The sequence below is a fragment of the Stenotrophomonas sp. MYb57 genome, assembly GCF_002966815.1.
In the GTDB taxonomy this organism is placed as follows: Bacteria; Pseudomonadota; Gammaproteobacteria; order Xanthomonadales; family Xanthomonadaceae; genus Stenotrophomonas; species Stenotrophomonas indicatrix.
Genome location: NZ_CP023271.1, coordinates 3713522 through 3736856, shown reverse-complemented (window position 1 = coordinate 3736856; position 23335 = coordinate 3713522). Strand labels below are relative to the sequence as shown.

Annotated in this window: 15 protein-coding genes and 1 pseudogene; 14 read left to right on the top strand and 2 right to left on the bottom strand. The window is 67.2% G+C overall.

Annotated elements, in window-relative coordinates; genetic code table 11:
• The first annotated feature begins 52 nt into the window (after nucleotides 1-52).
• The 8 genes from gap to CLM74_RS17060 all read left to right on the top strand — a co-directional run bounded on the left by gap (nucleotide 53) and on the right by CLM74_RS17060 (nucleotide 11812).
• Nucleotides 53-1057, top strand: a complete 1005-nt coding sequence (gap, locus tag CLM74_RS17095) for a type I glyceraldehyde-3-phosphate dehydrogenase (protein WP_025874252.1) — start codon at nucleotides 53-55, stop codon at nucleotides 1055-1057.
• 127 nt (nucleotides 1058-1184) lie between these two features.
• Nucleotides 1185-3869, top strand: a complete 2685-nt coding sequence (locus CLM74_RS17090) for a DUF2339 domain-containing protein (RefSeq protein ID WP_105164571.1) — start codon at nucleotides 1185-1187, stop codon at nucleotides 3867-3869.
• Nucleotides 3866-5242 (top strand): DUF3999 domain-containing protein, encoded by a 1377-nt coding sequence (locus CLM74_RS17085; protein WP_105164570.1) that lies wholly within the window; start codon nucleotides 3866-3868, stop codon nucleotides 5240-5242. Before CLM74_RS17090 ends, CLM74_RS17085 begins: the two co-directional genes overlap by 4 nt.
• Nucleotides 5243-5872: 630 nt before the next feature.
• The gene (locus CLM74_RS17080) at nucleotides 5873-7048 is read left to right on the top strand and encodes a phosphoglycerate kinase (RefSeq protein WP_025874255.1); all 1176 of its coding nucleotides are present in this window, start codon (nucleotides 5873-5875) and stop codon (nucleotides 7046-7048) included.
• On the top strand, nucleotides 7045-7713 hold the full coding sequence (locus CLM74_RS17075) for an HAD hydrolase-like protein (RefSeq protein ID WP_051501629.1): 669 nt from the start codon (nucleotides 7045-7047) through the stop codon (nucleotides 7711-7713). The genes CLM74_RS17080 and CLM74_RS17075 overlap by 4 nt, the downstream gene beginning before the upstream one ends.
• Before the next feature lie 181 nt (nucleotides 7714-7894).
• Nucleotides 7895-9361, top strand: coding sequence for a pyruvate kinase (pyk, locus tag CLM74_RS17070; protein WP_032975201.1), 1467 nt, complete (start codon nucleotides 7895-7897; stop codon nucleotides 9359-9361).
• A gap of 198 nt (nucleotides 9362-9559) precedes the next feature.
• A complete protein-coding gene (locus tag CLM74_RS17065) occupies nucleotides 9560-10564 on the top strand; it encodes a class I fructose-bisphosphate aldolase (RefSeq protein WP_099785228.1) in 1005 nt (334 codons plus the stop codon).
• Between the two features lie 135 nt (nucleotides 10565-10699).
• Nucleotides 10700-11812, top strand: a complete 1113-nt coding sequence (locus CLM74_RS17060; protein WP_105164569.1) for an ABC transporter substrate-binding protein — start codon at nucleotides 10700-10702, stop codon at nucleotides 11810-11812.
• A gap of 70 nt (nucleotides 11813-11882) precedes the next feature.
• Here CLM74_RS17060 and CLM74_RS17055 read toward each other — a convergent pair whose 3' ends face one another.
• Nucleotides 11883-12479: an O-acetyl-ADP-ribose deacetylase gene (locus tag CLM74_RS17055; RefSeq protein WP_025874259.1), complete on the bottom strand. Its 597-nt coding sequence runs from the start codon at nucleotides 12477-12479 to the stop codon at nucleotides 11883-11885.
• Nucleotides 12480-12800: 321 nt separating this feature from the next.
• Nucleotides 12801-13760 (bottom strand): cysteine synthase A, encoded by a 960-nt coding sequence (gene cysK, locus CLM74_RS17050; protein WP_032975199.1) that lies wholly within the window; start codon nucleotides 13758-13760, stop codon nucleotides 12801-12803.
• A gap of 208 nt (nucleotides 13761-13968) precedes the next feature.
• Here cysK and CLM74_RS17045 point away from each other — a divergent pair, with 208 nt between their 5' ends.
• The 6 genes and pseudogenes from CLM74_RS17045 (at nucleotide 13969) to CLM74_RS17020 (ending at nucleotide 23219) form a co-directional block, all read left to right on the top strand.
• Nucleotides 13969-14952 (top strand): LysR family transcriptional regulator, encoded by a 984-nt coding sequence (locus tag CLM74_RS17045; protein ID WP_025874261.1) that lies wholly within the window; start codon nucleotides 13969-13971, stop codon nucleotides 14950-14952.
• Nucleotides 14953-15614: 662 nt separating this feature from the next.
• Nucleotides 15615-16004, top strand: coding sequence for a DUF2946 family protein (locus CLM74_RS17040; protein ID WP_105165044.1), 390 nt, complete (start codon nucleotides 15615-15617; stop codon nucleotides 16002-16004).
• Between the two features lie 72 nt (nucleotides 16005-16076).
• Nucleotides 16077-18141 (top strand): annotated as a pseudogene (locus CLM74_RS17035) (TonB-dependent copper receptor).
• Between the two features lie 317 nt (nucleotides 18142-18458).
• Complete coding sequence (locus CLM74_RS17030; protein WP_105164568.1) at nucleotides 18459-19565, top strand: efflux RND transporter periplasmic adaptor subunit; 1107 nt, start codon at nucleotides 18459-18461, stop codon at nucleotides 19563-19565.
• The gene (locus tag CLM74_RS17025) at nucleotides 19562-22687 is read left to right on the top strand and encodes an efflux RND transporter permease subunit (protein ID WP_105164567.1); all 3126 of its coding nucleotides are present in this window, start codon (nucleotides 19562-19564) and stop codon (nucleotides 22685-22687) included. Before CLM74_RS17030 ends, CLM74_RS17025 begins: the two co-directional genes overlap by 4 nt.
• The gene (locus tag CLM74_RS17020) at nucleotides 22680-23219 is read left to right on the top strand and encodes a GNAT family protein (RefSeq protein ID WP_025874266.1); all 540 of its coding nucleotides are present in this window, start codon (nucleotides 22680-22682) and stop codon (nucleotides 23217-23219) included. The genes CLM74_RS17025 and CLM74_RS17020 overlap by 8 nt, the downstream gene beginning before the upstream one ends.
• Nucleotides 23220-23335: the final 116 nt, after the last annotated feature.

Here is a 23335-nt window from a genome sequence, read left to right as displayed (position 1 = left end):
GTGGGCCCTATCCACCCCGCCGCACCTGTCGCGGCTGCAGGAGCTTGAGAACATGGCAATCAAGGTTGGTATCAACGGTTTCGGTCGCATCGGGCGTAACGTCCTGCGCTCGGCGGTGCTGAACTTCGGCGACGACATCGAAATCGTGGCCATCAACGATCTGCTGGAGCCGGATTACCTGGCCTACATGCTCAAGTACGACTCCGTGCACGGCCGTTTCAAGGCCGACGTAGCCGTCGATGGCAAGGATCTGCTGGTCAACGGCAAGAAGATCCGCCTGACCCAGGAACGCGATCCGTCCAACCTGAAGTGGGACGAAGTCGGCGTTGACGTCGTGCTCGAAGCCACCGGCCTGTTCCTGGACAAGGTCAGTGCGCAGAAGCACATCGATGCCGGCGCCAAGAAGGTCATCCTGTCGGCACCGTCGAAGGACGACACGCCGATGTTCGTGTTCGGCGTGAACGACAAGACCTACGCTGGCCAGGCGATCATCTCCAACGCCTCGTGCACCACCAACTGCCTGGCGCCGCTGGCCAAGGTCATCAATGACAAGTGGGGCATCAAGCGCGGCCTGATGACCACCGTGCATGCGGCCACCGCCACGCAGAAGACCGTCGATGGCCCGTCCAACAAGGACTGGCGCGGCGGCCGCGGCATCCTGGAGAACATCATTCCGTCCTCCACCGGTGCCGCCAAGGCCGTCGGCGTGGTCATCCCGGAACTGAACAAGAAGCTGACCGGCATGAGCTTCCGCGTCCCGACCTCGGACGTGTCGGTGGTCGACCTGACCGTCGAGCTGGAAAAGGAAGCCACCTACGCCGAGATCTGCGCCGAAGTGAAGGCACAGAGCGAAGGCGCGCTGAAGGGCATCCTGGGCTACACCGAAGACAAGGTGGTGGCCACCGATTTCCGCGGTGAAACCCACACCTCGGTGTTCGACGCAGACGCCGGCATCGCGCTGGACGGCACCTTCGTCAAGCTCGTGTCGTGGTACGACAACGAGTGGGGCTATTCCAACAAGTGCCTGGAAATGGCCAAGGTCGTCGCAGCCAAGTAAGGCCTGCGAAGATCGTCGCGCGAACCCCGGCCTGGCCGGGGTTCGTCGTTTAAGGGGCCCGGCCTGACGTAGCATGGGCCCGTCGACCGCCGCCATCGTGGCGCGGGATCGCATTGGAAGGCGAGGAATGGAAGCACTCTTGGTCCTGGCAGTACTGGTCCTGCTGGCGATACCGCTGCTGCTGGTGGTGGCGCTGGTGATGATTGCCGGCCTGCGCCGGCGGGTCGCCGCGCTGGAAGCCGCACAGAGCGTGCAGGTCGCGCCCAACCCGGCAGGGACCGTAGACCGTGCGTCCTCGGCCGTGGCCGAGCCGCCGCGCGCGCCTGCGGCAACACGTGAACCCAGCAGCGAGCCCTCGTTCCTGCGGCCCACGGCGGCCACGGCCCCGCCGCCGGTTGCCGCCCGCGAGGACCTGCCGCCACCGGTCCAACCGGCGCGTCCGTCGCCGCCACCGCCGTTGCCACCTGAGCCCACATTGCCGCCCTTGCCAGCGGAACCGGCCCTGCCGAACCTGGTCGAGCGCGCGATCGGTGCGGTCAAGCACTGGTTCACCCAGGGCAATGTGCCGGTGAAGATCGGCATGCTGGTGCTGTTGGCCGGCGTTGCTGCGCTGCTCAAGTACGTCAGCGACCAGGGCTGGCTGGTGGTGCCGGTCGAGCTGCGGCTGGCGGGCATCACCGTCGGTGCGCTGGGCCTGCTGGCCTTCGGCTGGCACCAGCGCGAGCGCCGGCGGATGTTCGCGCTGGCCCTGCAGGGGGGCGCCATCGGCGTACTGCTGCTGACCATCTTCGCTGCCTTCAAGCGTTTCGATCTGCTCGCGCCCGGCTTCGCTTTTGCCAGCTCGATCGCGCTGGTGGCGGGGCTGTGCGTGCTGGCGGTCGTGCAGAACTCGAGGACGTTGGCAGTGCTGGGCATCCTGGCCGGCTTCATGGCGCCGCTGTGGCTGTCCACCGGCAGTGGCAACCACGTCGGCTTGTTCAGCTACTACGCAGTGCTCAACGCGGGCATTTTCGCCATTGCCTGGTATCGCCCGTGGCGTGTGCTGAACCTGCTGGGTTTCGCGTTCACCTTCGGCATCGGCACCTTCTGGGGCGTGCTGCAGTACGACGCGGCCAAGTTCGCCAGTACCGAACCGTTCCTGCTGCTGTTCTTCGTCTTCTATCTGCTGATTCCGTTGTTGTATGCGCGCCGGCAGCCGGCCGGGCGTCGCGATCTGGTCGACGGCAGCCTGGTGTTCGGCACGCCGCTGATCGCCTTCTCGTTGCAGGCCGGCATGCTGCACGAACAACCGATGACGCTGGCCCTGTGCGCGCTGGGCCTGGCAGCGATCTATGCGCTGCTGGCACGGGCCCTGATCGCACGCGCGTCGTACACGGTGCTGGCGCAGTCGCATGCAGTACTGGCGGTGGGCTTTGCGACGCTGGCGGTGCCGCTGGCATTGTCGGCGCGGGCCACCGGTGCGGTGTTCGCGCTGGAAGGTGCCGGCCTGGCGTGGCTGGGGTTGCGCCAGAAGCGCTGGTTGCCGCAGGTGACCGGTGCGCTGCTGCAGCTCGCCGCCGCATTCGCATTCGTGGTGGGCGCCGACCATTGGCACCAGGACCAGCGTTTCCTGCTCAACCCGACCGCGATCGGCGCACTGCTGCTGGCCGTGGCGGGTTTCGCGGCGGCGTGGAGCTATCAGCGCAGGCAGCGCCATGACATCGCCCTGGCGTACTACCTGTGGGGCCTGCTGTGGTGGTTGGGCGGTCTGGTGCATGAAATCGGCCGCTTCTTCCAGCATTCGGCGCAGGCCGACGCGGTGTTGGTGCTGGCCGCCGTCACCGCCTGGCTGGCCTCGGAGGTGCAACGCCGCATGCCGGCACGTGCGCTGGGCGTGACCGCGTTGGCGATGCTGGCCGCCGGCTTCCCGCTGGCCCTGCTGCAGAGCGATGCCCACCAGCAGCCGTTTGCCGGCTATGGCGCATTGGCGTGGGCGGTGTTCGCCGTGCTCGGCGTGCGCAGCCTGCTGTGCCTGCGCCAGGGCAGCGGCGGCGTGGCCCGTATCGCGCAGTTCCTGTGGTGGCTGCTGTGGCCGTCGCTGCTTTCGCTGCTGGCCCTGTGGGGTGGCGGCGACGCGCGCCTGGCGCAGGGTTGGACGGCATTGCTGGTCACGTTGCCGTGGCTGCTGCTGGCGGCGCTGTCGCTGTGGCGCTGGAACGTGCTGCGCTGGCCGCTGGGTGCTGCGTTTGACCCGGTGCGCCTGCCGCTGCAGTGTGTGATTTTCGCGCTGCTGGCGCTGGCCTGGTTGTTCGGCCTGACCCTGGCGGGCGACGCCACGCCGTTGCCGTGGTTGCCGCTGCTCAATCCTGCCGAACTGGCACAGTGGGTCAGCCTGCTGCTGATCGCGCGCTGGCTGTATGACCCGCAGGGACCAGCGCAGCTGCAGCGGTTGCGTGTGCCGGTGCTGGCCGTGGCCGGTTTCATCGCGTTGACCAGCACCGTGCTGCATGGCGTGCATCATTGGGGCGGTGTCGCCTGGAATCCGACGATGGCCCGCTTCAGCCTGGCCCAGACCAGCCTGACCGTGTTGTGGAGCGTACTCGGCGTGATCGCCTGGGTGTGGGGCTCGCGTCGCGGCCAGCGTGTGCTGTGGATGGTTGGTGCCGTGTTGATGGCCGTGGTGCTGGCCAAGCTGGTGCTGATCGACCGCCAGCATCTGGGCAACCTGCTGGGAATCGCATCGTTCATCGCCTACGGCCTGCTGTGCACCGTGGTGGGCTACCTGGCGCCCGCGCCGCCGAGCGCGCCGCCAACCGTGGAGGAAAACCAATGAGGAAGTGGAGCCGAGCGTTGCTGCCGGTCTTGTTCGGCGTGGCCGGTGCGGTTGCCGCGCAGGCCACGGACTACCGCGCGCAGTACGCCGAACAGTGGCCGCTGAGCCTGTCCAGCGCGCAGTCCGGTGCCTATCGTGTGGTGCTGGAGCCGGCGATCTACCGCCGCGCAGGCGCCGCTGATCTGGGCGATCTGCAGGTGTTCAACGCTGCCGGCCAGGCATTGCCATCGGCGCTGCTGGCGCCGGACCAGCCGTTGGCGCAGCCGCCGGTGCAGCGCGAACTGCCGTGGTTCGCGCTGCCACCACTGGCCGAGGCCCAGCGCAACGACCTGCAGCTGCTGACCGAGCGCGATACCGACGGCCGTGTGCGCCGGGTCGAGGCCAGGCTTGGTGGTGGTGCGGTGGCGAACGGGCAGGGCGGCTGGTTGATCGATGCCAGCGTGCTTGGCCAGCAGCCGCTGGCAGCGCTGGTGCTGGACTGGCCCGAAAGTGGCCAGCCGCTGCAGGCGCAGGTACAGCTTGACGCCAGCGATGATCTGCAGCGCTGGCAGTCGATCGCCCGTGATGTCCCCCTGGTGGACCTGCAGCGTGCGGGCAAGCGCCTGCTGCAGCGACGCCTGCAGGTCGACAGCAATGTGCGCTACCTGCGGATCCTGCCGCAGGCCGAGGCGCGCCTGCCGGAGCTGCGCAGTGTATTGGCCGAACTGCCGCCGGCACCGGCAACGGTGCCCTGGGAGTGGCTGTCGCTGACACCAACCGCGCAGGGCAAGGGGGAATTCACCTTCGAACTGGATGGTCGATTCCCGGTGACCCGCGCCGACGTAGCCAGCACCGACAACAGCCTGGTGCAGTGGACCCTGTTCAGCCGCGACGACGAAAGCGCCGAATGGCAGCGCCGCAGCGCGCCCTGGATCGCCTATCAGCTGCAGCAGGGGGCACCGGGCCAGCGCCAGCAATCGGCGGCACAGCCGTTGGGCGGCATGTACCGCGACCGTTACTGGAAGCTGGTCGCGAGCCCGGTGGAGACCACCAGCGCCCCGACCCTGCGCCTGGGCTATCAACCGGAGGTGATGGTGTTCCTCAGCCAGGGCGCAGCGCCCTACGCGCTGGCCGTGGGCAGTACGACCGCGCGCCGCGCGGAGGCGCCGATCACGGTGCTGATCGAGGAACTGCGGCAGCGCAATGATCCGTCGTGGCAGCCGACGCTGGCACGCTTGGAGGGCAGTCCGGAGACGCTCGCCGGTGACGCAGCGCTGAAGCCGCAGCACGATTGGAAGGCGTGGTTGCTGTGGGCGTTGCTGGGGCTCGGCGTGCTGGTTGTTGGTGGACTGGCGTTGAGCCTGCTGAAGCAGAAGCCGTCGCCTTCGGCGTAGTTTGCAGCGAACGGCGCAGCCCCTCGTGGGTGGGCAGTCGTTGAGAGCAGAAGCCGTGGTCTGGCCGGGCGGGTGGACTGTGCAGGGGACGCCGCAAGTACGTCCTTGTAGGCTTGGCAGCCGCATCCATGCGGCTGACACCCCTGCCCAGCCCACCCGCCCGGCCTCTGACAATTTCCGTGTGCGTCCACCCACGGAAAAGAAAAAAGAAGAGCAGGAGCCAAAGCGGGTCGCTTCGCTACACGGCCATCGGGGTCGGAGCCGTTTTCCGCAGGAAAACGCCTCCGACCTCTTCTTTCTTCACCCGACACCAGAAACCGCCTTTGCTTTCGCCTTTGCCATCCGCTCCGCCTCATGAACCTGTCGAGGCCGGGGCGGTGTGGGGTCGCGGGGGCGTAAGCGCCATGGATGGCGCGCCCGAGCCTCCACGGACGGATTCACGGCGTACCCCGCGACCCCACACCGCCCCGGCCCACCCACATCACCACGAAGCGCCAGCGCTCTGGCCGTTGCTGTTGCCGTGGCTGTTGCCGTTAGCCGTTGGCCTCTGCCTGCCGCAGGCATCGGCACCCGATACAATGACCGTCTGCCGCACGCCGGCATCCCATCTCCAGAGCCAAAGAGTTGCCCATGTCCATCGTCCGCATGACCGACCTCGACCTCTCCGGCAAGCGCGTGCTGATCCGCCAGGATCTGAACGTGCCGATCGAGAATGGCCGCATCACCTCCGAACAGCGCATCACCGCTTCCCTGCCGACGCTCAAGCGCGCGCTGGAGCAGGGCGCGGCGGTGATGGTCACCTCGCACCTGGGCCGCCCCAAGGAAGGCGTGTGGAGCGAAGCCGATTCGCTGGCGCCGGTGGCCGAGCGCCTGTCGGTGCTGCTGGGTCGCGAAGTGCCGCTGGTGCGTGACTGGGTCGACGGCGTCGACGTGCAGCCGGGCCAGCTGGTGCTGCTGGAAAACTGCCGCATGAACGTTGGCGAGGGCAAGGACGATGAAGCCCTGTCGAAGAAGTACGCCGCCCTCTGCGATGTGTTCGTGATGGATGCGTTCGGTACAGCGCACCGCGCGCAGGCATCCACCCATGGCGTGATCCGTTTCGCCCCGGTCGCTGCCGGTGGCCCGCTGCTGATGGCCGAGCTGGATGCACTGGCCAAGGCCCTGGATGCGCCGGCCAAGCCGCTGCTGGCCATCGTCGCCGGCAGCAAGGTCAGCACCAAGCTGGAGCTGCTGGCCAACCTGGTCGGCAAGGTCGATCAGCTGATCGTTGGTGGCGGCATCGCCAACACCTTCATCGCGGCGGCCGGCTACAAGGTCGGCAAGTCGCTGTACGAGCCGGACCTGCTGGATACCGCCCGGAAGATCGTGGCCGACGCCAAGGCGCGTGGTGCGGACATCCCGCTGCCGGTGGACGTGGTCACCGCCAAGCAGTTCCTGCCCGACGCGGCTGCCGAAGTGAAGGCCGTGGACGCGGTGGCCGAGGATGACCTGATCCTGGACATCGGCCCGCAGACGGCCGCGCAGTACGCACAGCTGATCGCCAAGGCCGGCACCGTGGTCTGGAACGGCCCGGTCGGCGTGTTCGAGTTCGAAGCCTTCAGCAAGGGCACCGAAGCGCTGGCCCGCGCCATCGCCAGCTCGCCGGCGTTCTCCATCGCCGGTGGTGGCGATACCCTGGCCGCGGTCGACAAGTTCGATATCGCCCAGCAGGTCAGCTACATCTCCACCGGTGGCGGCGCGTTCCTGGAATTCCTGGAAGGCAAGACGCTGCCGGCGGTGGCTGCCCTGGCCGCGCGCGGCGCATGAGCGTCGATCCGCGGGTGGACGGAGAAGAGCGTGCAACGCTCTTCTTCGACATGGACGGCACGCTGATCGATTCGGAAGTGGGCATCACCACCTGCATCGCCTATGCGCTGCAGAAGATGGATCACCCGGTGCCGCCGCAGGAAACGCTGCTGGGCTGGATCGGCCCATCGCTGCGCACCACGTTCGCGCCGTTGTTCGGTGAGCCCGAGCGGGTGGAGCAGGCCGTGGCCTTCTATCGCGAGCGCTTCGACGTGGAAGGCTGGCGCGAGCACACGATCTACCCGGACATCGAAGCGGTGGTACGCGCGCTGCACGCACGCGGCCATCGCCTTGCGGTGGTCACCGCCAAGAACGAGCCGCATGCCCGCCGCATCGTCGAGCATCTGCCGTTCGGTGGCCTGTTCGAGGACGTGATCGGTTCAACCCCGGATGGCTCGCGCAGCAGCAAGCCGCAGCTGGTGGGCGAGGCGCTGCATCGCCTGCAGCTGGCGCCGGAACGCTGCTGGATGATCGGCGACCGCCGCATGGACATCGAGGGCGCCCGTCACCACGGGCTGCGCAGTGTGGGCGTGCTGTGGGGCTTTGGTGGCGAGCAGGAGCTGACCGAGGCCGGTGCCGGGCAGCTGGCCCGTGATCCGGCGCAGCTGCTGGCCTTGCTTGCCTGAGTTGGACAATGCCGCGCGCCGGGCCTTGCCCGGCGGCGTTTCCGCTGCCATCGACCAGCGTATGTCCGGAACATGTCCATGCGATGTCCCGCAGAGTCAGGCAGCACAAGGCTGTAACCGTATACATGGGACGTGAAGGATGTGCTAATTTCCGTCCTTTAACGGGAGAGGCCCATCCATCATGTTCGAGCGTCAGCGTCGCACCAAGATCCTTGCCACCCTCGGTCCGGCTACCGATCCGCCGGGCGTGCTGGAGGATCTGTTCCGCGCCGGCGTCAACGTGGTGCGCCTCAACTTCAGCCACGGTGACCCGTCCGGCCAGGCCAAGCGTGCCGCCGATGTGCGCGCCGCCGCGCAGCGCGTGGGTGTTGAAGTGGGCATCCTGGCAGACCTGCCGGGCCCGAAGATCCGCATCGAGCGCTTCGCCGAGGGCAAGGTGCATCTCAAGGCCGGTGACCGCTTCGACCTGATCGCCAGCACCGATGCCGGCCCCGGCGATGCCACCCAGGTGGGCGTGAGCTACCTCGGCCTGCCGCAGGACGTGACCGCCGGTGACGTGCTGCTGCTCGACGATGGCCTGATGCAGCTGCAGGTGGTGGAAGTGCAGGGCGAGCGCATCATCAACACCGTGCTCAACGATGGTCCGTTGTCCGATCGCAAGGGCCTGAACAAGCAGGGCGGTGGCCTGTCGCTGGGCGCGCTGACCGAGCGCGACAAGGAACTGATCGGCATCGTCGCCAAGATCGGCGTGGACTTCATCGCCGTGTCGTTCTGCCGCAATGCGCAGGACATGAACGATGCGCGCGAGATCGCCGAATCGCACGGCTGCTACGCCGCGCTGGTGTCCAAGATCGAGCGCACCGAGGCCATCGAGAACCTGGAAGAGATCGTCGACGCCAGTGACGTGGTGATGGTGGCGCGTGGCGACCTGGGCGTGGAAATCGGCGATGCCGAACTGCCGGGCCTGCAGAAGAAGATCATCAAGGCCTCGCTGGCGCAGAACAAGGTGGTGATCACCGCCACCCAGATGCTGCAGTCGATGGTCGAAAGCCCGATCCCGACCCGTGCCGAAGTGCTGGACGTGGCCAACTCGGTCATCGACGGTACCGATGCGGTGATGCTGTCGGCCGAAACCGCCGCCGGTGCGTATCCGGTCAAGGCGGTCGAAGCGATGGCGCGCATCTGCCTGGGTGCCGAGCGCCAGTTCCAGACCGAGACCGACTTCGGCGCTTCGCCGCGCAACCTGGAACGTGCCGACCAGGCCATTGCCATGGCCACCATGTTCCTGTCCCAGCACGTGGGCGTGCGCGCGATCGTGGCGATGACCGAATCCGGTGGCACCGCGCGCTACCTGTCGCGTTTCCGTGCCTCGGCACCGGTGTTCGCGGTCACCCGCCACGACGGCGCCCGCCGGCAGATGGCGCTGATGCGCGATGTGTTCCCGATCAACTTCGACAGCCGGGGCTTCACCCCGCGCGAAGCCGCACGCGGCAGCATCCGCCTGCTGGTGGAGGGCGGCATGCTGCAGGCCGGCGACCGTGTGGTGTTCACCAGCGGTGAGCACATGGAAACCCACGGCGCGACCAATACCCTGCGCCTGCTGGAAGTGGGCGAAGACGGCCGCGCCAGCGGCCTGGGCGACCTGTAAGAGGTGGCCACCTCGGGTCGGAGCCGCGGCGCGGATCCGACCCCGGGGTCAGATCCCCGAAAGGGGCTCTGACCCGATCCGGCAGGACATTTCCTGTCCTGCACAGACAGTGGAACCGGTTCCATCCGAGCCTCCACGTCGGGGCAACGGATAGCGGGGCTATACTTACGTTTTTCCCGCACCCGCCACAGGAAGTACATGAGCATCGAACAGCTGGCTGAAACCGCCCAGGCCATGGTTGCCCCGGGCAAGGGCATCATCGCGATCGACGAATCCACCGGTACCATCGCCAAGCGCTTTGCCAGCGTCGGCATCGAGAATACCGAAGAGAACCGTCGCGCCTACCGCGAACTGCTGCTGACCACGCCGAAGCTCAACGAGCACATTTCCGGCGCCATCCTGTACGACGAGACCATCCGCCAGTCGACCAAGGACGGCGTGCCGTTCGCCAAGTACATGTCCGACCACGGCATGATCCCGGGCATCAAGGTGGACAAGGGTGCGCACCCGCTGGCCGGCTGCCCGGGCGAGCTGGTCACCGAGGGCCTGGACGGCCTGCGTGAGCGCCTGCAGGAGTACTACAAGCTGGGCGCGCGCTTCGCCAAGTGGCGTGCGGTCATCAACATCGGCGAGAGCATTCCGTCGGGCACCTGCATCGAGTCCAACGCGCATGCGCTGGCCCGCTACGCCGCGCTGTGCCAGGAATGCGGCCTGGTGCCGATGGTCGAGCCGGAAGTGATCATGGACGGCGAGCACGACATCGAGACCTGCTACGAAGTCACCGAAGCCACCCTGCGTTCGCTGTTCGACGCGCTGTACCAGCAGAACGTGCTGCTGGAAGGCACCATCCTGAAGGCTTCGATGGTCATCTCCGGCAAGGGCTGCGACGAGCAGGCCGATGTCGAGGAAGTGGCCGAGTCGACCGTGATGTGCCTGAAGAGCACCGTGCCGGCGATCCTGCCGGGCGTGGTGTTCCTGTCCGGTGGCCAGAGCGATGAGCAGTCCACCGCCCACCTCAACGCCATGAACCAGATGGGCAACCTGCCGTGGCCGCTGAGCTTCTCTTATGGCCGTGCCATGCAGCAGGCGGCACTGAAGCTGTGGGGCAAGGACATGAAGGGCAACTACGCCGCAGCACAGAAGACCGTCTACGAGCGTGCCAAGGAAAACGGCCAGGCCGCGCTGGGCAAGTGGAACGGCTGATCCGCCGTTGCGCAGCATGAACTGAACAAGGCAGCGCCGGCATCACGCCGGCGTTTGCTTTTGCCGGTATCGTTGCCGCCTCCCGCACGCCAGGCCAGTGCGTGGGGCATACATGGAAGGCCAAGGAGAAAAAACATGCGTATCACCGCAATCACGCTGGCCGTTGCCACGGTGCTGGCTGTCGGCGGCTGCAACCGGATGGGCGGCAGCACGGACGTGGGCAAGGCCCCCTCGCTGGAGTTCGACAAGCCGGTCTCCGGCGAAATCACCTCGCGCAGCGGCGTCAATTTCAACGATGGCAGCCACCATCAGCTGTACCAGCTGAAGCTGGAAGACAAGCAACTGGTCGGCATCACGTTGACTGGTGCGCTGCGCGGCTCGATCGCCGTGTTCAACAATGGCGTGCTGGTGGCCAGCAGCAACTCGGGCTACGAGCGCGGCAACGACGTCTCGCTGGCGTTCCGCGCCAACGGCACTGGCAGCTACCAGGTGGCCATCAATGCCGACGGCCCCTCCGCCTTCGGTCCGTACCGCCTGCGCGCCGAGAAACTGGTGCCGTATGACGGCAAGCCGATGGTGGCCGAAGGTGAGATCGCCGACCTGCTGGTCTCCAAGTCGCAGGATTACACCCTGCAGGTGGACAAGGCGGGCATGTACGAAATCCGCCTGGAATCGAAGGCGTTCGATACCGTGCTGAAGCTGGATGGCAACGGCGTCCAGTCGGAGAACGACGATGGCGGTGATGACACCAATTCGCGCATCGGCATGCCGCTGGAACCGGGCAAGTACACCCTGCGCGTGCGCAGCCTGGATGAAGACAGTACCGGCGCTTTCAAACTGACGGCCAAGCGCACCGAGCTGCCGGCCAACATGGTCATGCGTGATGGCACCTCCCTGCCGAACAACGGCAGTGTCTTCGCCATGCTCGATGGCGAAGGCCGCCGCCGCTTCCTGCTGAGCCTGCCGCGTGCGGCCGATGTGCGCCTGGACGCCATTTCCAGCCAGGTGGATACGGTACTGCGCGTGGTCGGCGGCGACGTGGAGCTGGTCAATGACGATGGTGGCAACGGCACCAACGCACGCGTGGAAGAATCGCTGCCTGCCGGCCACTACACCGTGGACGTGTCCAGCCTCAGCGATGAAGCGGGCATGGTGGAAGTACGCGTGCAGATCGACGGCGCCGCTTCGGCCGCTGCATCAGCTGCTGCTACGGCGGCCGCCGACGCTGCCGCTGAAGCGACGGACTGACGCCGCCACGAGGACGCAAACGAAAAGGCCGGGCAATGCCCGGCCTTTTTTTTCCACGTCCGTCGTTGTTTCAATGCGCCGGCACGAAGCCGGTATCGCCCAAGGGCGACAGCAGCGAACCGCGCCCGCTGTCGGCGACCTGGCCTGCGGCCGACAGTGCCTGCTGGTAGGCCTTGGCGGTCGCCGTGTTGAACGCCACCAGCACGATCCGCATCGGCTGGGCGTGGCTGCGCTGCCAGGCGAGTGTTTCGGTGACCGCGATCTGTGCGGCCTGGTACAGCGGATAGCCATACACACCGCAGCTGATGGCCGGGAACGCGATCGACTGCAGGTTCAGTGATTCGGCCAGCTGCAGCGACTTCCAGTAGCAGTTCGCCAGCAATGCCGGTTCGTCGCGCTGGCCGTCGTGCCAGACCGGACCGACCGTATGCAGTACGTGCCGTGCCGGAAGCGCATAGGCATCGGTTGCGCGCACCTCACCGGTCGGGCAGCGCACACCGGGGCGCAGCTCCGGCAGACGCTCGCACTCGGCCAGCAGGCCAGGGCCGGCCGCACGATGGATGGCGCCGTCGACACCGCCGCCACCGAGCAGTGATTCATTGGCCGCGTTGACGATCGCATCCACCGCCAGGGCCGTGATGTCGCCCTGCCACACTTCGATCTTCATGCGTCCGTCTCCTGCCTGTAGTTGTTGCGCGCCGTGCCCACGCTGGCTGCACCCGCATCTTGCGGGACAGGGCATCGATGCTGCGTCATGACCGTCTCATGCACTGCGATCCGCGCTGTTCATGCACGATGGCCGGCGGCGCCTTCACGCAGGCTGAAGCGAGCGCCGCACGCGGCAAAACGAAAGTTTTCGGGGTGAATCTCTTATGATTTCTGGGGAAAGCTGTCCGCTTCCGTCGGCAATACCCAGACAGGATCACCCGAATAGCAAACGCCCACCGCGAGGGTGGGCGTCATCCTGCTGTCATCGACAACGCGGCGATCAGGGCAGACCGGCCAACCAGTCGTCGTCCGAACCTTCATTGACGTCGGCGAACAGCGGCGTGGAGAAGTAGCGTTCACCGGTGTCCGGCAACATCGCCAGGATCACCGCGCCCGGTTCGGCGCGATCTGCCACGTCCAGTGCGCTCGCAACCGTGGCACCGGCGGAGATGCCGACGAAGATGCCTTCCTCCGCCGCCAATCGGCGGGCGGTGGCGATCGCGCGGTCATCTTCCACCGTCACCAGCTCGTCCACCACATTGCGGTTGAGCACATCGGGCACGAAGTCCGGGGTCCAGCCCTGGATCTTGTGCGGCTTCCAGTCATCGCCCTTCAACAAGGCGGCGCCGGCCGGCTCGGTGGCGATGATGCGGGTGTCCGGGCGGGCGACCTTCAGTACTTCGCCGACGCCGGTCAAGGTGCCGCCGGTTCCCCAGCCACTCACGAAGTAGTCCAGCCGCTTGCCGGCGAAATCACGCAGGATCTCCGCGGCGGTGGTGTTGCGGTGGTAGGCCGGGTTGGCCGGGTTGGCGAACTGGCTGGCCAGGAACCAACCGTGTTCCTCGGCCAGCTCGCGCGCCCTGCGCACCATGCCGCTGCCGCGCTCGGCGGCCGGGGTCAGGATGACCTTCGCGCCGTAGGCACGCATCAGCTTGCGGCGCTCCACCGAGAAGGTCTCGACCATCGTCGCCACGAACTTGTAACCGCGTGCGGCGGCCACCATCGCCAAGGCGACGCCGGTGTTGCCCGAGGTGGCTTCGACGATGGTGTCGCCCGGCTTGAGCAGGCCACGCTGTTCGGCATCGAGGATGATCGCCAGCGCCAGGCGATCCTTCACCGAGCCGCCCGGATTGAAGGACTCGACCTTGGCGTACAGGGTCACGCCCTGCGGCGCCAGTCGCTGCAGCTTGACGATGGGGGTGTTGCCGATGGTGTCGAGGATGGAGTCGTACAGGGCCATGGGAGCGCTCCAGGAACAGGCCGCGCCGGGCTCGGCGGGCGGAAAGGAAGTGGGCTGGCTGTTCAGGCCAGCGGCTGCCGGCTGACCGTAGCGCCGGCATATGACGCCCGGAAATGACCAGATACCTTTCTTAAACAACCTTTGGTTATAAGCTGGTGACGGCAATTGACCCTAGAGTGGACCTCCGCCCCCACATCGCCCGCCTGCCATGACGCTGACCCAGCTGCGCTACCTGGTTGCCATCGCCGACGCCGAGCTGAACATCACGCTCGCCGCCTCGCGCGTGCATGCCACCCAGCCTGGGCTGTCCAAGCAGCTCAAGCAGCTGGAGGACGAACTGGGCTTCCTGCTGTTCGTACGCAAGGGGCGCAGCCTGGAGTCGGTCACCCCGGCCGGCACCGAAGTGATCAGCCGCGCCCGCGCGGTGCTGTCCGAGGCCAACAACATCCGCACCTACGCGGCCAACCAGCGTCGCGAGAGCCAGGGCCAGCTGATCCTGACCACCACCCACACCCAGGCGCGTTTCGTGCTGCCGCCGGCGGTGGCGCGCATCAAGCAGGCCTATCCCCAGGTCAGCGTGCACCTGCAGCAGGCCGGTGAGGCCGATGCGCTGGACCGGCTGAACCAGGGCGATGCCGATATCGCGATCATCAGTACCGCCGGCAGTGAACCCAGCGATGGCATCGCCGTGCCGCTGTTCCGCTGGCGGCGGCTGGTTGTGGTGCCCAAGGGCCATCCGCTGGATCGCGCCGGGCGCGCACCGGACCTGGCGGCATTGTCACGCCAGCCGTTGATCAGCTACGAATCCTCGACCCGGCCCAACTCCTCGTTGCAGCGCGCCTTTGCCGCGCAGAGCCTGGTACCCGATCTGGCGCTGACGGCGCTGGATGCGGACCTGATCAAGACTTATGTGCGTACGGGTCTGGGGGTAGGTCTGCTGGCCGAGATGGCGATCAGCGCCAACGACGAGGATCTGCGGGTATGGCCAGCGCCGGCGCCGATCACCGAGTGCGTCGCCTGGGCGGTGCTGCCGCGCGACCGGGTGCTGCGCGACTACGCGCTGGAGCTGGTGCATGTGCTGGCCCCGCAGATTGATCCGCGCGACCTGCGGCGGGTGCTGGATGGCAACCAGGCCGCGTCCTGGCCGGTGCCGCCGACCTGGGAATCGCTGACCCAGACCATCACGGTGTGAGGTTGGTCGAGCAGGGCTGCGCCCTGCACCTGCTACGACATTCAAGCAACAGCAACGGCAACAGCGGGCATTCCGTGGGATGGCGGGGCGGTGTGGGTAGGCAGGACACGCCGTAAACCCATCCATGGGGGCTCGATGGCGCCATCCATGGCGCCAACGGTCCTGCCTACCCACACCGCCCCGCCTCTGACAGATTCCGGCGGCTTTTGGTAAGTGTCGACCTTGGTCGACACGGTAGATCCACGCGATGCGTGGATGAAATCTGTCAGATATCGAAATACATCTGGGGTCAGATCCGTTTCCTTCGGAAAGCGGATCTGACCCCAAGAGCCGTTTCAACAGACCGCAGGAATCTGTCGAAGGCGGGGTGGGTCCGGTTGCGGGGGTGTCCGCGGCATGGATGCCGCGGCCAAGCCTCCATGGACGGATTCACGGCGTCCCCCGCAACCGGACTCACCCCGTCATCCTCCAGAAAGCCCGCTTCTGCTGTTGCTGTTGCTCCAGCTAGTAGCGGGTGCAGGGCGCAGCCCTGCCGATAAACCCCCTCCTGCGACGGTTCGTCGCACGGTGCCTTCTGGAGGCACCTCTACACTAGCGCGGTGATCCGTACCGGCTGCCTGCGTCGACCCCTGCTCCAGCTCGCCTTCATCGCGACGCTGTTGATGGTGCTTGCGCCGCTGGTCAGCCGTGCGCTGCAGGCGCCGCAGGGTCAGATCCCTTCACCACAGGGAAGGGCTCTGACCCCATCCACAATGCATGGCGGCATGGACCATGCCCACATGCATCACGGCGACATGGCTGAGGGTCAGAGCCCTTTGCCGGGGCAAAGGGATCCGACCCCGCCCGCCGATCCCCACGCCATGCACGGGGAGGCCTGCGAGTACTGCGTGCTGGCCATGCGCCTGCTGCCGTGGCTGGCCGTGCTGGTGCTGCTGCTGCCCTTGCTGTGGCGGCCGAAGCCGATGTTCCCATGGTCGCAGCCGCGACTGCCGCTGCTGCATTGGCCGGCACATGCCGCGCGTGGACCGCCGCTGATCTCCACCGTCCGCTGATTTTCCTATCGAATCCGCCGCACGAGGCCTGCAAGGGCGTCGTGCGCGCGTGCGTACCTTGGAGCTGTTTCCATGAAAATGACTTTCCCCGCTGCGGGCGCCCGTGCGCGCCTGCCGTTTGCGCTTGGCGCTGCCCTGGCTGCCCCCTTCGCCCATGCCGCGCCCGCTGAAGAAGCGCGGACGCTGGATACGCTGGTGGTCACCGCCGCCGCGCCGTCCTCGCCGCTGCATTGGGTGACCGATCCGCGCCTGCCGCGGCAGCCTGTGCCAGCCAGCGATGGCGCCGATTACCTGAAGACCGTTCCCGGCTTCTCCGCCATCCGCAACGGCGGCACCAACGGCGACCCGGTGCTGCGTGGCATGTTCGGTTCGCGCCTGAACATCCTCAGCAACGATGGCAATCTGATTGGCGCGTGTCCCTCGCGCATGGACAACCCGCTGTCCTACATATCGCCGGAGAGCTTTGACCGGCTGACCATCATCAAGGGCCCGCAGAGCGTGCGCTGGGGCGCGGGTGCCTCTGCGGGCACCGTGCGTTTCGAGCGTGATACCCCGCGTTTCGATGCGCCCGGGCTGCGTGCCGATGCCAGTGCGCTGGTCGGCTCACGCAACCGCAACGACCAGGTGCTGGACCTGACCCTGGGCAATCCAACGGGCTACGTGCGTGCCAGCGGCAATCGCTCCGAAGCCGATGACTACAAGGACGGCAACGGCGATGTGGTTCCGTCGAAATGGCGCAAGTGGAATGGCGACGTAGCGGTGGGTTGGACGCCTGACGCCGATACCCTGTTGGAGGTCTCCGCCGGTGCCGGCGATGCGATCGCGCGCTACGCGGGGCGCGGCATGGATGGTGCCGCATTCGAACGCACCAGTTACGCCGCACGCTTCGAGAAGCGCAATCTGCCCGGGGCGTGGGACACGCTGCAGGCGAACGTGTACTACAACGAAGCCGACCACGTGATGGACAACTACACGCTGCGTACGCCGAACCCACACAGCATGATGCCGATGCCGATGGCGTCGAACGTGGATCGCCGCACGCAGGGCGGGCGCATCAGCGCCGAATGGCGCTGGCAGGACGTGCAGCTGGTGGCCGGCATCGACGGCGAAGACAGCCGGCATCGCGGCCGCATGGGCATGGGGTGCGATACCTACAAGCAGGCGGACTGGAACACCGACGCCGATTTTCCGCCGCTACGGTGCATTCACCGAACTGACCCTCGGCGTGGACACCGGGCAGCGTTGGATCGGCGGGCTGCGCATCGATCGTGCCAGCGTGCGCGATGCGCGTGCCGACATCGGCGGCATGATGACGGCCATGCCCAATCCCACCGCCGGCCAGCGCCGCAGGGAATGGCTGGGCAGTGGTTTCCTGCGCTACGAACAGGACCTTGCCGACGGCCTGACCTGGTATGCCGGGCTGGGCCACAGCCAGCGCATGCCCGACTACTGGGAACTGTTCTCGCCCGATCAGGGGCCGGCAGGTGCGGTGAACGCGTTCGCTGGCATCCAGCCCGAGCGCACCACCCAGCTCGACGTCGGCCTGCAATACAAGGGCCCGCGCGTGCAGGCCTGGGTCTCGGCCTATGCGGGGCAGATCCAGGACTACATCCTGTTCACCTATCGCGGCAGCGGCATGATGGGCATGAGCCAGGCTGACAATGTGCAGGCGCGCATCGCCGGTGCCGAGGCCGGCCTGCAGCTGCGGCTGGACGAGCAATGGAAGCTGGCGGGCACCCTGGCCTATGCCTGGGGCGAGAACCGCGATCAGCATCGACCGTTGCCGCAGATGCCGCCGCTGGAAGCACGCTTGAGCGCTGACTGGGAAGGCCAGCGCTGGAGTGCCGGTGCGCTGGTGCGCGCGGTCACCCATCAGCATCGGGTCGCGGACGGGCAGGGCAACGTGGTCGCGCAGGACCTCGGGCCGAGCAGCGGCTTTGCCACGCTGGCGCTCAACGCGGCCTATCGTTTCAGTTCGCAGCTGCAGCTCAGCGCCGGTGTCGACAACCTGTTCGACCGTGCCTACAGCGAGCATCTGAACCTGGCCGGCAGCGCCGACTTCGGCTTCCCCGCTGACCCTGTGCGCATCAACGAGCCCGGCCGCAGCCTGTGGATGAAGGTGAACTACCGGTATTGATCCGCCGGGCATGGCCCGGCGCTACCGGTGCGCCGCGCACAGAAGGCCTGCGTCCAAAGAAAACGGGGTCGGATCCCCGCCAGGTTCCGACCCCGCCCGGCGCCCTCGGCCAGGCCCCTCGACTGTACGACGGCATCGCCCCTGGCGGGATGGCCTGATACATCCCGACATACGCCGACACTGCGTCGGTGCCCCCTGCATGGAATGGGCACACGGCGCTATCGCAGCCCCCGTTCCACGCCGGTAAACGCTTGGCACATACCGCTTTTGCGGGGCCTTGCCTACACTCGGCGGCCGTGTACCACTCAGGACGCTTCATGTTGGCTCGTATCGCTTCGACCCTGGCCCTTGGCCTCAGCCTGGCCGTGCTGGCCGGGTGCGCAGGCAAACAGGAGGCCGCCGCGCGTCGGCAGGGCGAAGCCGTGCCGGTCACCGCGCAGGTCGTGCAGGTGGTGCAGTGGAACGACACGCTGCAGGCGCTGGGCACGGCCAAGGCGCGCGAGTCGATCAGCGTGACCGCCAAGGTGAGCGAGATCGTCGAGCGCGTGCACTTTGAAAGTGGCCAGCAGGTCGCCGCCGGTGCGCCCCTCGTGACACTGCGCGGGCAGGCCCAGGAGGCCGCATTGGTGCAGGCGCAGGCGACCTTCCGCGAAGCCGACCAGCTGTACAAGCGCCAGCGCGAACTGGCGGCGCAGCGGTTGGTATCCAGTGCGACCCTGGACACGCAGAAGTCGATCCGCGACGCAGCCGAAGCGCGGGTGGCACAGATGCAGTCGGACATCGGCGACCGTCGCGTGCGCGCGCCGTTCGCCGGCGTCCTCGGCATCCGCCAGATCAGCCCGGGCACGCTGCTGACGCCGACCACGGTGATCGCCACCCTCGACGACGTCGAGCGCATGCACGTCGATTTCCAGGTGCCGGAAGTGGAACTGGCGTCGCTGACCACCGGCGACAAGGTGCAGGCCACCAGCGTGGCCTGGCCGGGCCGCACCTTCGAGGGCGAGGTCAGCACCATCGATGCACGCATCGACCCGGCCACTCGTGCGGTGACCGTGCGTGCCGACTTCGCCAATGGCGACCATGCGCTGCGGCCGGGCATGCTGCTCGACGTGCGCCTGTTCCATCCTGATCGACCGGCCTTGGTAGTGCCGGAAATCGCGGTGGTGCAGGTCGGTCGCGACAGCTTCATGTACCGCATCAAGGCCGATGACACCGTCGAACGCGTGGACGTGGTCACCGGTGCACGCCGCGCCGGCGTGGTCGAGATCAAGCAGGGCCTGCAGGCAGGCCAGCGCATCGTGGTGGACGGCACCGGCAAGCTGCGGGCGGGCCTGAAGGTGGCAGCCTCCGACGCCGCGCCCGCCAGCGGCGCGCAGCCGGCGACGGTTGAAGCACCTGCAGCCGCCGAGGGTCACGGCGGATGAAGCTGTCCGACATCTCCATCCAGCGGCCGGTGTTTGCCGTGGTGATGAGCCTGTTGCTGCTGGTGCTGGGCGTGATGTCCTTCACCCGGTTGACGCTGCGCGAACTGCCGGCCATCGACCCACCGATCGTTTCGGTCTCGGTGGATTACACCGGCGCCTCGGCAGCGGTCATCGAGAGCCGCATCACCCAGGTGCTGGAAGACGCGCTGGCCGGCATCGAAGGCATCGATACGATCAACGCGCGCAGCACCAACGGCCGCTCGCAGGTCAGCATCGAATTCACCTCCAACCGTGACATCGAAGCGGCGGCCAACGACGTGCGCGACGCGGTCAGCCGCGTGGCCGACCGCATGCCCGAGGAGGCATGGCCACCGGAGATCGCCAAGGTCGAGAGCGATGCCGACCCGATCATCTGGTTCAACATGGTCTCCTCGACCATGGATACGCTGGAACTGAGCGACTACGCCGACCGCTACGTGGTCGACCGCTTCTCCAGCCTCGATGGCGTGGCCCAGGTCCGCATCGGTGGCCGCCAGCGCTATGCCATGCGCATCTGGCTGGACCGCGACCAGCTGGCCGCACGTGGGCTGACCACCGGCGATGTGGAAACCGCGTTGCGCAACGAGAACGTGGAACTGCCGGCCGGCCGCATCGAATCCACCGACCGCGATTTCACCCTGCGCGTGGAGCGCAACTACATCAAGCCGGAAGACTTCGCGACCATCCCGCTGGGCAAGGGCAGTGATGGCTATGTGGTGCGCATGGGCGATGTGGCGAGGATCGAGCTGGCCTCGGCCGAGCGTCGCGCCTACTACCGCAGCAACGGCGAGCCCGGCATCGGCCTGGGCATCGTCAAGACCTCCACTGCCAACTCGCTGGATGTGGCGCGCACCGCGCGCGCCGAGGCCGAACGTGTCGCGCTGACCCTGCCCAAGGGCACGCAGATCTTCGTTGCTTTCGACAACACCACCTTCATCGAGGCTGCCGTCGACCGCGTGTACGCCACCCTGGTGGAGGCGATGATCCTGGTGCTGGCGGTGATCTGGCTGTTCCTCGGCAGCTTCCGCGCGGCGTTGATTCCTGCGGTCACCGTGCCGGTATGCCTGGTGGCGGCGTTCATCGCGCTGTACGCGTTCGACTTCTCGATCAACCTGCTGACCCTGCTCGCGCTGGTGCTGTGCATCGGCCTGGTGGTGGATGACGCGATCGTGGTGGTGGAAAACGTGCAGCGTCGCATCGACCTGGGCGAACCGCCGCTGGTGGCGTCCAAGCGTGGTACCGCGCAGGTGGCGTTCGCGGTGATCGCCACCACCGCCGTGCTGGTGGCGGTATTCCTGCCGGTCGGCTTCCTGGAAGGCAATACCGGGCGCCTGTTCCGTGAACTGGCGGTAGCCCTGGCCGCCGCTGTCGCGCTGTCGGCGTTCGTCGCGCTGACGCTGACGCCGATGATGGCCTCCAAGCTGCTCAAGCCGCATACCGGGCAGGCACCGCGCGGGCTGCACGGCTTCATCAACCGCAATCTGGAACGCCTGGCCGGCGCCTACGGCCGCGTGCTCGACCATCATGTCGATCGCACGTGGATCTACCTGCTGGTGATGGCCGCTGCGTTGGCGGCCAGCTGGCTGCTGATCAAAGTGCTGCCTTCGGAACTGGCCCCGGCCGAAGACCGTGGTTCGTTCCAGATCATGATCGACGGCCCGGAAGGCGCCGGCTACGACTACACCGTGCAGCAGGTGCAGCAGGTCGAAGCGCTGCTGGCACCGCATGTGGGCGCGGACAAGCCGATCGTGCGCGCCAACCCGCGCGTGCCCGGCGGCTTCGGCGCCAGCGAGGAAATGCACACTGGCCGCGTCAGCGTGTTCCTGCAGCCGTGGCGTCAGCGCAGCGAAGGCACGCCGGAAGTCGCCAACGAACTGCAGAAGGAACTGGACACCATCCGTGGCGTGCGCGTCCGTACCCAGGTCGGTGGCGGCCTGGTGCGCAGTGGCGGGCAGCCGTTCCAGATCGTGCTGGGTGGCCCGGAATACGCCGAGATCGCGCAGTGGCGCGACCGCATCCTGCTGCGCATGGCCGACAACCCCGGCCTGGTCGGCCCGGACTCGGACTACAAGGAAACCCGTCCGCAGATGCGGGTGAACATCGACCGCCAGCGTGCGGCCGACCTCGGCGTGCCGGTCACCGCGATCGGTTCGGCGCTGGAAACGATGATGGGCTCGCGCCGCGTCACCACCTTCGTCGACAACGGCGAGGAGTACGACGTGCTTGTGCAGGCCGGCCGTGATGGCCGCGCCAGCCCCGCCGATCTGGCCGCGATCCGCGTGCGTGCGACCTCCGGCGAGCTGGTGCCGTTGTCCAACCTGGTCACGCTGAGCGAAGTGGCCGAGGCCGGAACCCTGAACCGCTTCAACCGCCTGCGCTCGATCACCATCAGTGCCGGCCTGGCACCGGGTTATCCGCTGGGCGAGGCCATCGCCTGGGCCCAGCAGGTGACCGGCGAAGAGCTGCCGCAGTACGCGCAGGTGAACTGGAAGGGCGAATCGCGTGAGTACCAGAGTGCGGGCGGCGCGGTGCTGCTGACCTTCGCCATGGCCCTGCTGGTGGTGTACCTGGTGCTGGCCGCGCAGTTCGAGAGCTTCATCCACCCGCTGACGATCATGCTGACCGTGCCGCTGGGCGTGCTCGGCGCGCTGGTTGGCCTGTGGCTGAGTGGCGGCACAGTGAACCTGTTCAGCCAGATCGGCATCGTCATGCTGGTCGGCCTGGCGGCCAAGAACGGCATCCTGATCGTCGAATTCGCCAACCAGCTGCGCGACGATGGCCGCAGCGTGCGCGAAGCGATCATCGAATCGGCGATGGTGCGCCTGCGTCCGATCCTGATGACTTCGATCGCCACCGTGGTCGGCGCCATCCCGCTGGTGGTGGCCGGTGGCCCGGGCTCGGCCAGCCGTGGCACCATCGGCATCGTGATCATCTTCGGCGTCACCCTGTCCACCTTCCTGTCGCTGTTCGTGGTGCCGGCGTTCTACGCGCGGCTGGCCCCGTACACCCGCTCGCCGGAGGCGGTGAAGCGCGAGCTGGAGAAGCAGGAGGCCGACTCGCCGTCGGTGGGGGGTCATGCCTGAGCCGGCGCGGATCCTGCACGGCGCAGGCTTCCTGCTGCGCCCCTGGCGCAGTGATGACCTGCAGTCGCTGCTGCATCACGCCAACGACGCGGATGTCTCGCGTGGGCTGCGTGACCGCTTCCCGTATCCGTACACCCGCGAGGATGGCGAAGCCTTCCTGGGCGGGCGCGTACTGGCCCCAGGCACGCTGAACCTGGCCATCGAGATAGAGGGCCAGGCCTGTGGCAGCGTTGGTGCCCAGCAGGGCGTGGCCGAGCGCGGGCATACCGCGGAACTGGGCTACTGGCTCGGCCAGGCCCACTGGGGACAGGGCCTGATGACCGCTGTGGTCGGCCTGTTCGCGCCCTGGGTGATGGATGAGCTTGGCCTGTTCAGGCTGCAGGCCACGGTGGTCGACTTCAACCTGGGCTCGGCCCGGGTACTGGAAAAGAACGGTTTCCAGGAGGAGGGCGTGGAGCGCTGCGCCGTCTACAAGCGCGGCGTCCTGCATGACCTGCGCCGCTTCGCCCGGGTACGCAGGCAGCTTCCGTAACAGGCCGCCAGGCACGGCCCGGCGCTACCGTGGGGGGCACGGTCATTGCCGGTCGCCGGGCATGGCCCGGCGCTACCTGTGGTGCGACCGGCATACCCGGTAGCGCCGGGCCATGC